General features: G+C 60.5%; 10 protein-coding genes and 1 pseudogene. 9 read left to right on the top strand and 2 right to left on the bottom strand.

Features of this window, described 5'->3' with window-relative positions:
• Window positions 1-40: 40 nt before the first annotated feature.
• Window positions 41-802: a secretin N-terminal domain-containing protein gene (locus AC3I65_RS09425; RefSeq protein ID WP_188251537.1), complete on the top strand. Its 762-nt coding sequence runs from the start codon at window positions 41-43 to the stop codon at window positions 800-802.
• 457 nt (window positions 803-1259) lie between these two features.
• Entirely contained in the window at window positions 1260-2585 is a 1326-nt protein-coding gene (gene aceA, locus AC3I65_RS09420; RefSeq protein ID WP_014337679.1) for an isocitrate lyase, read from the top strand.
• Window positions 2586-2806: 221 nt separating this feature from the next.
• On the opposite strand, the gene AC3I65_RS09415 is transcribed toward aceA, so the two are convergent.
• Window positions 2807-3511 (bottom strand): methyl-accepting chemotaxis protein, encoded by a 705-nt coding sequence (locus AC3I65_RS09415; RefSeq protein WP_370695190.1) that lies wholly within the window; start codon window positions 3509-3511, stop codon window positions 2807-2809.
• 198 nt (window positions 3512-3709) lie between these two features.
• A pseudogene (locus AC3I65_RS09410) lies at window positions 3710-4594 on the bottom strand (methyl-accepting chemotaxis protein); the annotation flags it as partial.
• Window positions 4595-5603: 1009 nt separating this feature from the next.
• On the opposite strand from AC3I65_RS09410, the gene AC3I65_RS09405 reads away from it, so the two are divergent.
• The 7 genes from AC3I65_RS09405 (at window position 5604) to nuoH (ending at window position 14272) form a co-directional block, all read left to right on the top strand.
• Window positions 5604-6017: an NADH-quinone oxidoreductase subunit A gene (locus AC3I65_RS09405; RefSeq protein ID WP_011062185.1), complete on the top strand. Its 414-nt coding sequence runs from the start codon at window positions 5604-5606 to the stop codon at window positions 6015-6017.
• Between the two features lie 10 nt (window positions 6018-6027).
• The gene (locus AC3I65_RS09400) at window positions 6028-6702 is read left to right on the top strand and encodes a NuoB/complex I 20 kDa subunit family protein (protein WP_047227733.1); all 675 of its coding nucleotides are present in this window, start codon (window positions 6028-6030) and stop codon (window positions 6700-6702) included.
• Window positions 6703-6774: 72 nt separating this feature from the next.
• Window positions 6775-8559 (top strand): NADH-quinone oxidoreductase subunit C/D, encoded by a 1785-nt coding sequence (nuoC, locus tag AC3I65_RS09395; protein ID WP_047227734.1) that lies wholly within the window; start codon window positions 6775-6777, stop codon window positions 8557-8559.
• Window positions 8560-8561: 2 nt separating this feature from the next.
• Window positions 8562-9059 (top strand): NADH-quinone oxidoreductase subunit NuoE, encoded by a 498-nt coding sequence (nuoE, locus tag AC3I65_RS09390; protein WP_003203372.1) that lies wholly within the window; start codon window positions 8562-8564, stop codon window positions 9057-9059.
• Entirely contained in the window at window positions 9056-10414 is a 1359-nt protein-coding gene (gene nuoF / locus AC3I65_RS09385) for an NADH-quinone oxidoreductase subunit NuoF (protein WP_076385483.1), read from the top strand. Before nuoE ends, nuoF begins: the two co-directional genes overlap by 4 nt.
• A 139-nt stretch (window positions 10415-10553) precedes the next feature.
• Window positions 10554-13268: an NADH-quinone oxidoreductase subunit NuoG gene (nuoG, locus tag AC3I65_RS09380; protein ID WP_488523659.1), complete on the top strand. Its 2715-nt coding sequence runs from the start codon at window positions 10554-10556 to the stop codon at window positions 13266-13268.
• Window positions 13265-14272, top strand: a complete 1008-nt coding sequence (gene nuoH / locus AC3I65_RS09375; RefSeq protein ID WP_047227737.1) for an NADH-quinone oxidoreductase subunit NuoH — start codon at window positions 13265-13267, stop codon at window positions 14270-14272. The genes nuoG and nuoH overlap by 4 nt, the downstream gene beginning before the upstream one ends.

The raw sequence follows: 14272 nt of genomic DNA, 5'->3' as shown, positions 1-14272 counted from the left end.
AACTGGCAATATCAAGCCTTTGTCTCGCGGAGAAATGGACATGTCCTTACGCACCCTGCTCGCCACCCTGCTGCTCGGCTGCAGCCTGTCGGTGATGGCCGCTACTGAAATCGTCCCGCTGAACTACCGAACCAGCGCCGACCTATTGCCGGTGGCGCAGAATTTCATCGGCAAGGACGGCCAGGTCAGCGCCTATGGCAACCAACTGATCGTTAATGCCGAGCCCGGAAAAATCGAAGAGCTCAAGGCATTTCTCGCCCAACTGGACACCGCCCCCAAGCGCCTGCTGATCACGGTCGACACCAACGAAAACAACTTGCAGGGCGACCAGGGCTATTCGATCAACGGCGCCGCTCCCAGCCAGACCCGCATCATCAACCGCAGCACCGCCAGCCGCGAAGGCGGCGTGCAGCAGGTACAAGCCAGCGAAGGCCAGCCGGCGCTGATTCAGGTCGGCCAGAGCGTGCCGTTCACCAGCACCCAGACCGACACCTACGGCCGCCTGCAAAGCCAGACCGAATACCGCAACGTCACCCAAGGCTTTTATGTCACGGCCAGCGTCACCGGCGAGACCGTTCATCTGAACATCAGTACCAACCGTGACCGTATGAGCCAGGAACGTCCCGATGTAGTGAACGTTCAAAGTACCGACACAACGGTCAGCGGCCGCTTGGGTGAATGGATCACCCTGGCAGGGGTCAATCGCCAGACTCAGGCCGATAAACAGGGGCTGAGCCGCAGCTACTCGACCCAAGGCCGGGACGACATGATTCTGCGGGTCAAGGTGGATACCCTGAACTGAAGCACCAAAAACTGACTGACGAGTCGTATTAGACCAAAGATGTAGTGCTATAAAAAAAGCACTACAAAACGTTTGACGAGCCAAAAAACCGAAGGCATGATGGCCTCGCTCCCGCTAATCAGGGGCCCTGGCAAGGGCCTTCGGGTCGACGCTTGCAACTACCCTGCGAGCCGATTCGTGTCTGTACCGCCCACAAGGTGTGTTTGACGAGGTTGCGACTGGAACGAAGTTGTCCCGAGGGACGGAAGCGTAACTAGGTAACCCGGCATCACTCTGAGTTCGTATAAAGGCCCACGACGCCCGAATGCGCCCGCAGTTCGCCTCTACCTGCTCACTTTCCCCTCGAGCCCATCGTTCATCCCGTCGCCTCCCCGCCTGAACCGACTTGACCGTCCAACCCCTGGTCGGCAGGAGCAGGAATTTTCCACCCCAGACCTATGCGACGAGGTTTATCTCCATGGCACTGACACGCGAACAGCAAATTGCAGCCCTTGAAAAAGATTGGGCTGAAAACCCGCGCTGGAAAGGCGTGAAGCGCAATTACTCCGCTGCTGACGTCGTCCGTCTGCGTGGCTCGGTTCAACCTGAGCACACTTTTGCGAAAATGGGCGCCGAGAAACTGTGGAACCTGGTCACCCAGGGCGCCAAGCCAGCCTTCCGTCCCGAGAAAGATTTCGTCAACTGCATGGGCGCCCTGACCGGCGGCCAGGCTGTACAGCAAGTCAAGGCCGGTATCCAGGCGATCTACCTGTCGGGCTGGCAAGTGGCTGCGGACAACAACTCCGCCGAGTCGATGTACCCGGACCAGTCGCTGTACCCGGTGGATTCGGTTCCAACCGTGGTCAAGCGCATCAACAACTCGTTCCGTCGTGCCGACCAGATCCAGTGGAAAGCCGGCAAGAACCCAGGCGACGAAGGCTACATCGACTACTTCGCGCCAATCGTGGCCGACGCTGAAGCCGGTTTCGGCGGTGTACTGAACGCCTACGAGCTGATGAAGAGCATGATCGAAGCAGGCGCCGCCGGCGTTCACTTCGAAGACCAACTGGCTTCGGTGAAGAAATGCGGCCACATGGGCGGCAAAGTATTGGTACCGACCCAGGAAGCCGTGCAGAAGCTCACCGCTGCCCGCCTGGCCGCCGACGTTGCCGGCGTACCGACCATCATCCTGGCCCGTACCGACGCCAACGCCGCTGACCTGCTGACTTCCGACTGCGACCCGTACGACCAGCCGTTCGTGACCGGCACCCGCACCCAGGAAGGCTTCTACAAGGTTCGCGCCGGTCTCGACCAGGCGATCGCCCGTGGCCTGGCCTACGCGCCGTACGCCGACCTGATCTGGTGCGAAACCGCCAAGCCGGACTTGGACGAGGCGCGTCGCTTCGCCGAAGCGATCAAGAAGGAATACCCGGACCAACTGCTGTCGTACAACTGCTCGCCTTCCTTCAACTGGAAGAAAAACCTGGACGACGCGACCATCGCCAAGTTCCAGCGCGAACTGTCCGCCATGGGCTACAAGCACCAGTTCATCACCCTGGCCGGCATTCACAACATGTGGCACAGCATGTTCAACCTGGCGCACGACTACGCCCGCAACGACATGACCGCCTACGTGAAGCTGCAAGAGCAGGAGTTCGCTGACGCCGCCAAGGGCTACACCTTCGTGGCTCACCAGCAGGAAGTGGGCACTGGCTACTTCGACGACATGACCACCGTGATCCAGGGCGGCACCTCCTCGGTAACCGCGCTGACCGGTTCCACCGAAGAAGAGCAGTTCCACTGATCCTCGGCATGCCTTGAGTCAACGGCCCTTGCGGACCGAATAAAAGCTAACCGCAAAGCCGACGTTCTGCAGCCCCGACTGGTTCGGGGCTTTTTTTCGCCGGTTTTCCAGCTTTCACCAACCGTTGATCGTCAAGGCCATGCGGTTTTTTGGTATGAGTGGGGATCGGAACGACCATTGCTGGAATTACCAGTTGGAGCATGGCCGCCAGCCCCCCCCTTTCACACCTTGAAGTGACTGACCAACTGCTGCAACTGGTTACCCAGGCGCGCCAATTCGATGCTGGAGGCTGCGGTTTCTTCGCTGGCTGAGGCGGTCTGTTCGGATACATCGCGCACGTTCAGGACACTGCGACTGATTTCCTCGGCCACCGAGCTTTGTTGCACCGCGGCGGCAGCAATCTGTTGGTTCATGGCCTGAATGCCAGAAACCGCCTGGGTGATGTTGCCCAGGGATGTGCCGGCCTTGCATGCCAATTCCACGCTGCTGTCGGTCAGTTCGCGGCTGCTCTGCATAATGCTCGATACCTGACGCGTGCCGCTCTGCAAGCCCGCCACCAGGCTCTCGATCTCTTCGGTGGAATGCTGGGTACGCTGGGCCAGCCCACGTACTTCGTCGGCGACCACGGCAAAACCGCGCCCGGCGTCACCCGCGCGAGCGGCCTCAATGGCGGCGTTAAGGGCCAGCAAGTTGGTCTGCTCAGCCACCGCCCTGATCACGTCCATGATCTTGCCGATGCGACCGCTTTCTTGCTCCAGCTCGTTCATGGCGTCGACTGAGCGCCCGACCTCGCTGGCCAAGCGCTCGATCTGAACGATGGCTTGCGCGACCACCTGGTCGCCAATACGGGCTTGTGCATCGGCCTCTGAAGCGGCTGCGCGAGCCTGTTCGGCATTACGCGCGACTTCATGCACGGTAACCGACATTTCGTGCATGGCGGTCGCCACCTGATCGGTCTCGATCTTCTGACTATTGACCCCGGCACTGGTCTGCTCAGTAACAGCCGATAGCTCTTCGGCGGCACTGGCGATTTGGGTGACACCATCGCGGATGCCACCGATCAGGTCGCGCAAGGTGCTGCCCATACGCTGAATACCCTGCTGCAAGACACCCAGCTCATCACGACGAGTCACGATCATGTGTTGCGTGAGGTCGCCTGCCGCAATGCGATCGACCACAGCCAATGTGTCTTGCAACGGCCGTGTAATCTGGCGGGTGATGATCAGGGCGGCGAAAATCCCCAACAACATCGCCAAGGCCGTACAGCTCAGCTGCAGAATGCGAGCCTGGGCGCTGTCTTCGTCACGGGACGCCAGTTGGCTGGCATACATTTCGTCAGACAGACGGGTGATGGTTTCACCCAAATCGGTGGTGTCCTGCACAGCCATGCCTATGGCCTGATTACTGGCCGTGAAGTCCTGTACCGAACGACGGTAAGCAATCAGCGCGGTTTCCAACTGCTTGATGGTGTCGGCATAGGTTGGGCCGAAAGCGCTGTTGAGCGCTTCGATGCTCTTGAACGCATTTTCGAGCTGGCGGGTGGCGGCTTGTTCGGTGGCGCTGTTGGGGTTGCCGGTATAGCCACGCACTTCATAACGCACCAGCGCCACGTCCTCTTTGGCCTTGAGAATGAGCTTGTAAAGGTCAAAGCGGCGCTCATCCGAGGCGGGCAGTGCTTCCACGTCAGCGATGACCCTGGCAATCAGCGCGGCGCCCTTGACCGCATTGACGCCCATTTCCTTGCGCATGGCTGCGTCATTGCGATAAGCCTCGCGCATCGTATTGAGTGCCACTTGATACTGCGTGCTGGCCTGCTCGATCAGAGCAAGTTTCTTCAGGTTTTCCGGTTTTCTCAGTTCTTTTGCGAGGCTTTTCTGCTGGGCGACAAACTGCTCCAGCGACGCCTGGATCAATGCACCCTTTTGTTCATCACCCCGGTCCAACTGGTACTGCAAGCGAGCTCTGCGCAGGTGATCAAGGCGGTTACCCAGTTCGGTAATGCTGGTCATTCGATCCGTGCGCTCGATCATTTTCCCCAGGCTGAACCAGCCGGTCGCGGCGAGAATAGCGGTCAGAAGCAGCACAACAGCAAAGCCCAAAGCCAGCTTGAGCATAACGCTCATATTCGCGATCCAAGAGTTCATGACTTTCCTTTGGTATCAGCCACGAACGATGAAAACTGACGCGGCTATCTAAGAAGGGGCCGAAAATCTAACCAGCATTGATATAGATGATTAGATGAATGAAGCATAAAGATAGCCATTTGATATCACCTCTTCAAGACCTTAAACCCAACCTCGTGCCGTTTTTTGCTCGCACGACGGTGGTCGCTTAAACACGAAATACCCTAGCCATAGGATCTGCGCGGGGCTAGCTGAGCGACATTGATCGGACGCCCACGGCTTTTTTGAGCCGTTTTTTTTCAAGCAATCTACTCTGTAGGAGCTAGCCTGCATCTGTGGGTGCCAAGCTTGCCCGTAATGAACGATTGCGCAGTCTGCCTCGGGACAGCGTTGCCGGCATCGCGAGCAAGCTTGGCTCCCACAGGAGCAGTCCCCATGCAGATCCAACCTTCACCGAGCCCGCCCCCCCAAAAAAACTGCGGCGCACGGTTAGAAAAATTGATCGAACGCAGTATTGGGCAGTCCGAAAAGGAGTAAAACGTCCGACGCTGACAATTGCAGTAGCGGCAATGTAAGGCTGCCCCTCGGACACAACACTAAGTGCGTAGCAGAAAGGCCGCCACAGATAATAATAATTATCATTTGAAAGTCATTATCATTGTTGCATTCCGCACGAAATATTATTGATCAACAGCCGGCCAACGCCCACGGGGCCGGGGCCGCAGGGTCCTGGAGGTACGCTATGTCCTTATTCCAATAAATAATTTCGCTATAGGAATTTTACTTGCCCGGTGTTTAGCCATAAAATCACCGCGATTGATTGCTGCGACATATCGTCACTGCGTTATTTCTTTTCAAGCTCAGAGACCTTTGCTCTCTGTTAAGGATTTCCAGCATGCCCGAAGCGACAGGACTCATGGCCCACAACTGGGGCTTTGCCATTTTCCTTCTGGGCGTTGTCGGCCTGTGTGCCTTCATGCTCGGCGTGTCGAGCCTGCTCGGGTCAAAAGCCTGGGGCCGCAGCAAAAATGAACCGTTCGAGTCCGGCATGCTGCCTACCGGTGGCGCCCGCTTGCGGCTCTCAGCCAAATTCTATCTGGTCGCGATGCTCTTCGTGATCTTCGATATCGAAGCCCTCTTTCTCTTTGCATGGTCTGTGTCCGTCCGCGAAAGCGGCTGGACCGGATTCGTCGAAGCTCTCGTTTTCATAGCAATTCTGTTGGCAGGTCTTGTCTACCTTTGGCGGGTGGGGGCTCTTGATTGGGCTCCGGAAGGTCGTCGTAAGCGGCAAGCGAAGCTGAAACAATGAGGCTTTGGCAATGCAATACAATCTCACCAGGATCGACCCCGATGCTCCTAACGAGCAGTATCCGATTGGCGAGCGGGAAACCGTTTCCGATCCGTTAGAAGATCAAGTCCACAAAAACATCTTCATGGGCAAGCTCGAAGACGTGCTGAACAACACGGTCAACTGGGGTCGCAAGAACTCCCTGTGGCCGTACAACTTCGGCCTTTCGTGCTGCTACGTGGAAATGACCACCGCCTTCACGGCGCCCCACGACATCGCGCGCTTTGGCGCCGAGGTGATCCGGGCATCGCCGCGCCAGGCGGATTTCATGGTTATTGCCGGGACCTGCTTCATCAAGATGGCGCCGATCATCCAGCGTCTCTACGAGCAAATGCTCGAACCGAAGTGGGTTATCTCCATGGGTTCGTGCGCCAACTCCGGTGGCATGTACGACATCTATTCCGTCGTTCAAGGGGTGGACAAGTTCCTGCCCGTGGACGTCTACGTGCCTGGCTGCCCGCCTCGCCCTGAAGCTTTCCTGCAAGGCTTGATGCTGTTGCAGGAGTCGATTGGCCAGGAGCGTCGCCCACTGTCCTGGGTCGTTGGTGATCAAGGCGTCTATCGCGCCGAGATGCCATCGCAAAAGGAACAGCGTCGCGAACAGCGTATCGCAGTCACCAACCTGCGCAGCCCCGACGAAGTCTGATCCAGCTCTGCTCTGCATAAGAAACGAGAACCTGGCTTCATTCTTTACGTTGACCGAAAGCGATAAATAACCATGACTACAGGCAGTGCTCTGTACATCCCGCCTTACAAGGCAGACGACCAGGATGTGGTCGTCGAACTGAACAACCGTTTTGGCCCCGAGGCGTTCACCGCCCAGCCGACCCGCACCGGCATGCCGGTGCTTTGGGTTGCCCGCGCCAAACTCGTCGAAGTCCTGACTTTCCTGCGCAACCTGCCCAAGCCGTACGTCATGCTCTATGACTTGCATGGCGTGGACGAGCGTCTGCGCACCAAGCGTCAAGGGCTGCCCGACGGCGTCGATTTCACCGTGTTCTATCACCTGATGTCGATCGAGCGTAATAGTGACGTGATGATCAAGGTCGCCTTGTCCGAGAGCGACCTCAGCGTGCCGACCGTGACCGGTATCTGGCCGAACGCCAACTGGTACGAACGTGAAGTGTGGGACATGTTCGGGATCGATTTCCCCGGCCACCCGCACCTGACGCGTATCATGATGCCGCCGACCTGGGAAGGTCACCCGCTGCGCAAGGACTTCCCGGCCCGCGCCACCGAGTTCGATCCGTTCAGCCTGTCCCTGGCCAAGCAACAGCTCGAGGAAGAAGCCGCGCGCTTCAAGCCGGAAGACTGGGGCATGAAACGCTCCGGGGCGAACGAGGACTACATGTTCCTCAACCTGGGCCCGAACCACCCTTCGGCCCACGGTGCATTCCGCATCATCCTGCAGCTGGACGGCGAAGAGATCGTCGACTGCGTCCCGGACATCGGTTACCACCACCGTGGCGCCGAGAAAATGGGCGAGCGCCAGTCCTGGCACAGCTACATTCCCTACACCGACCGCATCGATTACCTCGGCGGCGTGATGAACAACCTGCCGTACGTGCTTTCGGTCGAGAAACTGGCCGGGATCAAGGTGCCGGAAAAGGTCGACGTCATCCGCATCATGATGGCCGAGTTCTTCCGGATCACCAGCCACCTGCTGTTCCTGGGTACCTACATCCAGGACGTTGGCGCCATGACCCCGGTGTTCTTCACCTTCACCGACCGCCAGAAGGCCTACACGGTGATCGAAGCCATCACCGGTTTCCGCCTGCACCCGGCCTGGTACCGCATCGGTGGGGTTGCCCACGACCTGCCGCGGGGCTGGGAAAAGCTGGTCAAGGATTTCGTCGAATGGATGCCCAAGCGCCTGGACGAATACACCAAGGCCGCCTTGCAGAACAGCATCCTCAAGGGCCGTACCATCGGGGTCGCCGCCTACAACACCAAAGAGGCCCTGGAATGGGGTGTCACCGGTGCGGGCCTGCGTTCCACCGGTTGCGATTTCGACCTGCGCAAGGCGCGCCCTTACTCCGGCTACGAAAACTTCGAATTCGAAGTCCCGCTGGCAGTCAATGGTGATGCCTATGACCGCTGCATGGTTCGCGTCGAGGAGATGCGCCAGAGCATCAAGATCATCGACCAGTGCATGCGCAACATGCCGGAAGGCCCGTACAAGGCGGATCACCCGCTGACCACGCCGCCGCCCAAAGAGCGCACGCTGCAACACATCGAGACCCTGATCACGCACTTCCTGCAGGTTTCGTGGGGCCCGGTCATGCCGGCCAACGAGTCCTTCCAGATGATCGAAGCGACCAAGGGCATCAACAGTTATTACCTGACGAGCGACGGCGGCACCATGAGCTACCGCACCCGGATTCGCACCCCAAGCTTCCCACACCTGCAGCAGATCCCTTCGGTGATCAAAGGCAGCATGGTCGCGGATATGATTGCGTACCTGGGTAGTATCGATTTCGTTATGGCCGACGTGGACCGCTAAGCATGAATAGCACGCTTATCCAGACAGACCGTTTCGCCCTGAGCGAAACCGAGCGCTCGGCCATCGAGCACGAGCTGCATCACTACGAAGACCCGCGCGCGGCGTCGATCGAAGCCCTGAAGATCGTTCAGAAGGAGCGTGGCTGGGTGCCTGACGGCGCGCTCTACGCCATCGGCGAGATCCTCGGCATCCCGGCCAGCGACGTCGAAGGTGTTGCCACCTTCTATAGCCAGATCTTCCGCCAGCCAGTGGGTCGCCACATCATTCGCGTCTGCGACAGCATGGTCTGCTACATCGGCGGCCACGAGTCCGTGGTCGGCGAGATCCAGAACAAGCTGGGCATCGGCCTGGGCCAGACCACCGCAGACGGGCGCTTCACCCTGCTGCCGGTGTGCTGCCTGGGCAACTGCGACAAGGCCCCGGCGCTGATGATCGACGACGACACCTTCGGTGACGTCCAGCCTGACGGCGTCGCCAAACTGCTGGAGGGCTACGTATGACCCTGACTTCCTTCGGGCCCGCCAACCGCATCCAGCGTTCGGCCGAAACCCATCCCCTGACCTGGCGTCTGCGTGACGACGGCGAAGCGGTGTGGCTGGACGAATACCAGGCCAAGAATGGCTACGCCGCCGCGCGCAAGGCATTCACCGACATGGCCCAGGACGACATCGTCCAGACCGTCAAAGACTCCGGCCTCAAGGGTCGCGGCGGTGCCGGCTTCCCCACTGGCGTGAAGTGGGGCCTGATGCCCAAGGACGAGTCCATCAACATCCGCTACCTGCTGTGCAACGCGGATGAAATGGAGCCCAACACCTGGAAAGACCGCATGCTGATGGAGCAACTGCCCCATCTGCTGATCGAAGGCATGCTGATCAGTGCCCGTGCGTTGAAAACCTACCGTGGCTACATCTTCCTGCGCGGCGAATACACCACCGCCGCCAAGCACCTGAACCGTGCCGTGGAAGAAGCCAAGGCCGCTGGCCTCTTGGGCAAGAACATCCTGGGTTCGGGCTTTGATTTCGAGCTGTTCGTCCACACCGGTGCCGGGCGCTACATCTGCGGTGAAGAAACCGCACTGATCAACTCCCTGGAAGGCCGCCGCGCCAACCCGCGCTCCAAGCCGCCCTTCCCTGCCGCCGTCGGCGTGTGGGGCAAGCCGACCTGCGTGAACAACGTCGAGACCCTGTGCAACGTGCCGGCGATCATTGCCGACGGCGTCGACTGGTACAAATCCCTGGCCCGCGACGGCAGCGAAGACATGGGCACCAAGCTCATGGGCTTCTCCGGCAAGGTCAAGAACCCTGGCCTGTGGGAACTGCCATTCGGCGTAACCGGCCGCGAGCTGTTCGAAGACTACGCCGGCGGCATGCGCGACGGTTACAAGCTCAAGTGCTGGCAGCCCGGCGGCGCTGGCACCGGTTTCCTGTTGCCGGAACACCTGGACGCACAGATGTACGCCGGCGGCATCGCCAAAGTGGGCACCCGTATGGGTACCGGCCTGGCCATGGCGGTGGACGACAGCGTCAACATGGTTTCCCTGCTGCGCAACATGGAAGAATTCTTCTCCCGTGAATCGTGCGGTTTCTGCACCCCTTGCCGCGATGGCCTGCCGTGGAGCGTCAAGCTGCTGCGCGCCATTGAAAACGGCGAAGGCCAGGCCGGCGACATCGAGACCCTGCTGGGTCTGGTGGGTTTCCTCGGCCCGGGCAAGACCTTCTGTGCTCATGCACCGGGTGCCGTGGAGCCGTTGGGCAGCGCGATCAAATACTTCCGCTCTGAATTCGAGGCCGGCATCGCGCCAACGCGCGCAGGCGATCTCAATCAGGTGGTCACGCCGACCATGGTCGGCGCGTAACGACGCTTTAAAAGGCGAAGGGTCCGTGCCCTTCGCCTTTCGTCCGATGACGCCTTTGAAAGGCTGTTTGGATTCGGACGAATAACAAGATTCCATTAGCCACGCCCGCTGACACCGGGCCAACGAAGAACTTTGAACCATGGCCACTATCCACGTAGACGGCAAAGAGCTCGAAGTCGATGGCGCAGACAACCTGTTACAGGCATGTCTGTCCCTGGGCCTCGACATCCCTTATTTCTGCTGGCACCCCGCCCTTGGCAGCGTAGGCGCCTGTCGCCAATGCGCGGTCAAGCAGTACACCGACGAAAACGACAAGCGTGGTCGGATCGTCATGTCCTGCATGACCCCCGCCACCGACGGCAGCTGGATCTCCATCGACGACGAAGAAGCGAAAGTGTTTCGCGCCAGCGTCGTCGAATGGCTGATGACCAACCACCCTCACGACTGCCCGGTCTGTGAGGAAGGCGGCCACTGCCACCTGCAAGACATGACGGTGATGACCGGCCACAACGAGCGCCGTTATCGCTTCACCAAGCGCACCCACCAGAACCAGCAACTGGGCCCGTTCATCTCCCACGAGATGAACCGCTGCATCGCCTGCTACCGCTGCGTGCGTTTCTACAAGGACTACGCCGGCGGCACCGACCTGGGCGTGTTCGGCGCCCACGACAACGTGTACTTCGGTCGCGTTGAAGACGGCACCCTGGAAAGCGAGTTCTCCGGCAACCTCACCGAGGTCTGCCCGACCGGTGTGTTCACCGACAAGACTCACTCCGAGCGCTACAACCGCAAGTGGGACATGCAGTTCTCGCCGAGCATCTGCCATGGCTGCTCCAGCGGTTGCAACATCTCCCCGGGCGAACGCTACGGCGAACTGCGTCGCATCGAGAACCGCTTCAACGGTTCGGTGAACCAGTACTTCCTGTGCGACCGTGGCCGTTTCGGCTATGGCTACGTCAACCGCAAGGATCGTCCGCGCCAGCCATTGCTCGCCAACGGCGCCAAGCTGAGCCTGGACGAAGCGCTGGACAAGGCCGCCGAACTGCTGCGCGGGCGCAACATCGTCGGTATCGGTTCGCCACGGGCCAGCCTGGAAAGCAACTACGCCCTGCGTGAACTGGTCGGCGCCGGGCACTTCTACAGTGGCATCGAAGCCGGTGAGCTGGAGCGCATCCGCCTGGTGCTGCAAGTGCTCAAGGACAGCCCGCTGCCCGTGCCGACGATGCGTGACATCGAAGACCACGATGCGGTGTTCGTCCTGGGTGAAGACCTGACCCAGACCGCCGCGCGCATGGCCCTGGCCCTGCGCCAGTCGGTCAAGGGCAAGGCTGAAGACATGGCTGACGCCATGCGCGTGCAGCCATGGCTCGATGCCGCCGTTAAGAACATCGGCCAGCACGCGCTGAACCCGCTGTTCATTGCCAGCCTGGCTGAAACCAAGCTCGACGACGTCGCCGAAGAATGCGTCCACGCAGCACCGGATGACCTGGCGCGCATCGGTTTTGCCGTGGCCCACGCCCTGGACGCCAGTGCCCCGGCCGTCGAAGGTCTGGACAGCGAAGCGGCCGCCCTGGCCCAGCGTATCGCCGACGCCCTGCTCGCGGCCAAACGCCCACTGATCATCGCCGGCACCTCGTTGGGTTCCAAGGCACTGATCGAAGCCGCCGCCAACATCGCCAAGGCGTTGAAGCTGCGCGAGAAGAACGGTTCCATCAGCCTGATCGTGCCGGAAGCCAACAGCCTCGGCCTGGCCATGCTCGGTGGCGAGTCGCTGGACGCAGCCCTGCAAGCGGTGATCGACGGCAGCGCCGACGCCATCGTGGTGCTGGAAAACGACCTGTACACCCGCACCGACAAGGCCCGGGTGGACGCTGCCCTGAATGCCACGAAAGTGCTGATCGTTGCCGACCACCAGAAAACCGCCACCACCGACCGCGCCCACCTGGTGCTGCCGGCGGCGAGCTTCGCCGAAGGCGACGGTACGCTGGTCAGCCAGGAAGGTCGCGCCCAGCGCTTCTTCCAGGTGTTCGACCCGACTTACCTGGACGCCAGCATCCTGGTCCATGAAGGCTGGCGCTGGCTGCATGCCCTGCGCGCCACCTTGCTGAACCAGCCGATCGACTGGACGCAACTGGACCATGTCACCGCCGCCGTCGCTTCGAGCAGCCCGCAACTGGCTCGCATCGTCGATGCCGCGCCGTCGGCCGCGTTCCGCATCAAGGGCCTGAAGCTGGCCCGCGAACCGCTGCGCTACTCCGGTCGCACCGCGATGCGCGCCGACATCAGCGTCCACGAACCACGGACCTCCCAGGACAACGACACTGCGTTCTCGTTCTCCATGGAAGGTTACTCGGGCTCCGCCGAACCGCGCTCGCAAGTGCCGTTCGCCTGGTCGCCGGGCTGGAACTCGCCGCAAGCCTGGAACAAGTTCCAGGACGAAGTCGGCGGTCACCTGCGTGCCGGTGATCCGGGCACTCGCCTGATCGAAAGCCAGGGCGATGGCCTGAGCTGGTTCGCCAGCGTGCCGCGCGCCTTCAACCCGGCACCGGGCACCTGGCAGGTCGTACCGTTCCATCACCTGTTCGGCAGTGAAGAGAACTCTTCCAAAGCCGCTCCGGTCCAGGAACGCATCCCGGCCGCCTACGTGTCGCTGGCCAAGTCCGAAGCCGATCGCCTGGGCGTCAACGACGGTGCCCTGCTGAGCCTGAACGTCGCGGGCCAGACCTTGCGTCTGCCACTGCGCATCAATGAAGAACTGGGCGCCGGCCTGGTGGCCCTGCCGGCTGGCCTGGCGGGTATTCCACCGGCGATATTCGGCAAAACCGTCGACGGTCTGCAGGAGGCAGCGCAATGAGCTGGTTTACCCCTGAAGTGATCGACGTGATCCTGACGGTTCTCAAGGCCATCGTGATTCTGCTGGCCGTGGTGGTCTGCGGTGCGCTGCTGAGTTTCGTCGAACGTCGCCTGCTGGGCTGGTGGCAGGACCGTTACGGTCCGAACCGCGTCGGCCCGTTCGGCATGTTCCAGATCGCCGCCGACATGATCAAGATGTTCTTCAAGGAAGACTGGACGCCGCCGTTTGCCGACAAGGTGATCTTCACCCTGGCACCGGTCGTGGCCATGAGCGCCTTGCTGATCGCCTTCGCGATCATCCCGATCACCCCGACCTGGGGCGTGGCGGACCTGAACATCGGCCTGCTGTTCTTCTTCGCCATGGCGGGTCTGTCGGTGTATGCGGTGCTGTTCGCCGGCTGGTCGAGCAACAACAAGTTCGCCCTGCTGGGCAGCCTGCGGGCCTCGGCCCAGACCGTGTCCTACGAAGTGTTCATGGGCCTGGCGCTCATGGGCGTGGTGGTCCAGGCCGGCTCGTTCAACATGCGCGACATCGTCGAGTACCAGGCCCAGAACCTGTGGTTCATCATTCCGCAGTTCTTCGGTTTCTGTACCTTCTTCGTGGCCGGCGTGGCCGTGACTCACCGTCACCCCTTCGACCAACCGGAAGCGGAACAGGAACTGGCCGACGGTTATCACATCGAATATGCCGGCATGAAATGGGGCATGTTTTTCGTCGGTGAATACATCGGCATCATCCTGATCTCGGCGCTGCTGGTGACGTTGTTCTTCGGTGGCTGGCACGGTCCGTTCGGCATCCTGCCGCAACTGTCCTTCGTCTGGTTCGCCCTGAAGACCGCGTTCTTCATCATGCTGTTCGTCCTGCTGCGCGCCTCGATCCCGCGCCCGCGCTACGACCAGGTGATGGACTTCAGCTGGAAATTCTGCCTGCCGCTGACCCTGATCAATTTGCTGGTGACCGCTGCGATCGTGTTGATGAACACGCCTGCGGCCGCGGTTCAGTGA

This window comes from Pseudomonas sp. N-1-13 (assembly GCF_057787095.1).
This window is presented reverse-complemented; position numbering and strand designations above follow the sequence as displayed.

What these genes read in the sequence shown, in the direction of transcription:
- AC3I65_RS09400 (WP_047227733.1), top strand. Translation starts at nt 6,028, where the DNA reads ATGCAATACAATCTCACCAGGATCGACCCCGATGCTCCTAACGAGCAG.
- AC3I65_RS09405 (WP_011062185.1), top strand. Translation starts at nt 5,604, where the DNA reads ATGCCCGAAGCGACAGGACTCATGGCCCACAACTGGGGCTTTGCCATT.
- nuoF (WP_076385483.1), top strand. Translation starts at nt 9,056, where the DNA reads ATGACCCTGACTTCCTTCGGGCCCGCCAACCGCATCCAGCGTTCGGCC.
- AC3I65_RS09425 (WP_188251537.1), top strand. Translation starts at nt 41, where the DNA reads ATGTCCTTACGCACCCTGCTCGCCACCCTGCTGCTCGGCTGCAGCCTG.
- aceA (WP_014337679.1), top strand. Translation starts at nt 1,260, where the DNA reads ATGGCACTGACACGCGAACAGCAAATTGCAGCCCTTGAAAAAGATTGG.
- AC3I65_RS09415 (WP_370695190.1), bottom strand. Translation starts at nt 3,511, where the DNA reads ATGTCGGTTACCGTGCATGAAGTCGCGCGTAATGCCGAACAGGCTCGC.
- nuoE (WP_003203372.1), top strand. Translation starts at nt 8,562, where the DNA reads ATGAATAGCACGCTTATCCAGACAGACCGTTTCGCCCTGAGCGAAACC.
- nuoH (WP_047227737.1), top strand. Translation starts at nt 13,265, where the DNA reads ATGAGCTGGTTTACCCCTGAAGTGATCGACGTGATCCTGACGGTTCTC.
- nuoG (WP_488523659.1), top strand. Translation starts at nt 10,554, where the DNA reads ATGGCCACTATCCACGTAGACGGCAAAGAGCTCGAAGTCGATGGCGCA.
- nuoC (WP_047227734.1), top strand. Translation starts at nt 6,775, where the DNA reads ATGACTACAGGCAGTGCTCTGTACATCCCGCCTTACAAGGCAGACGAC.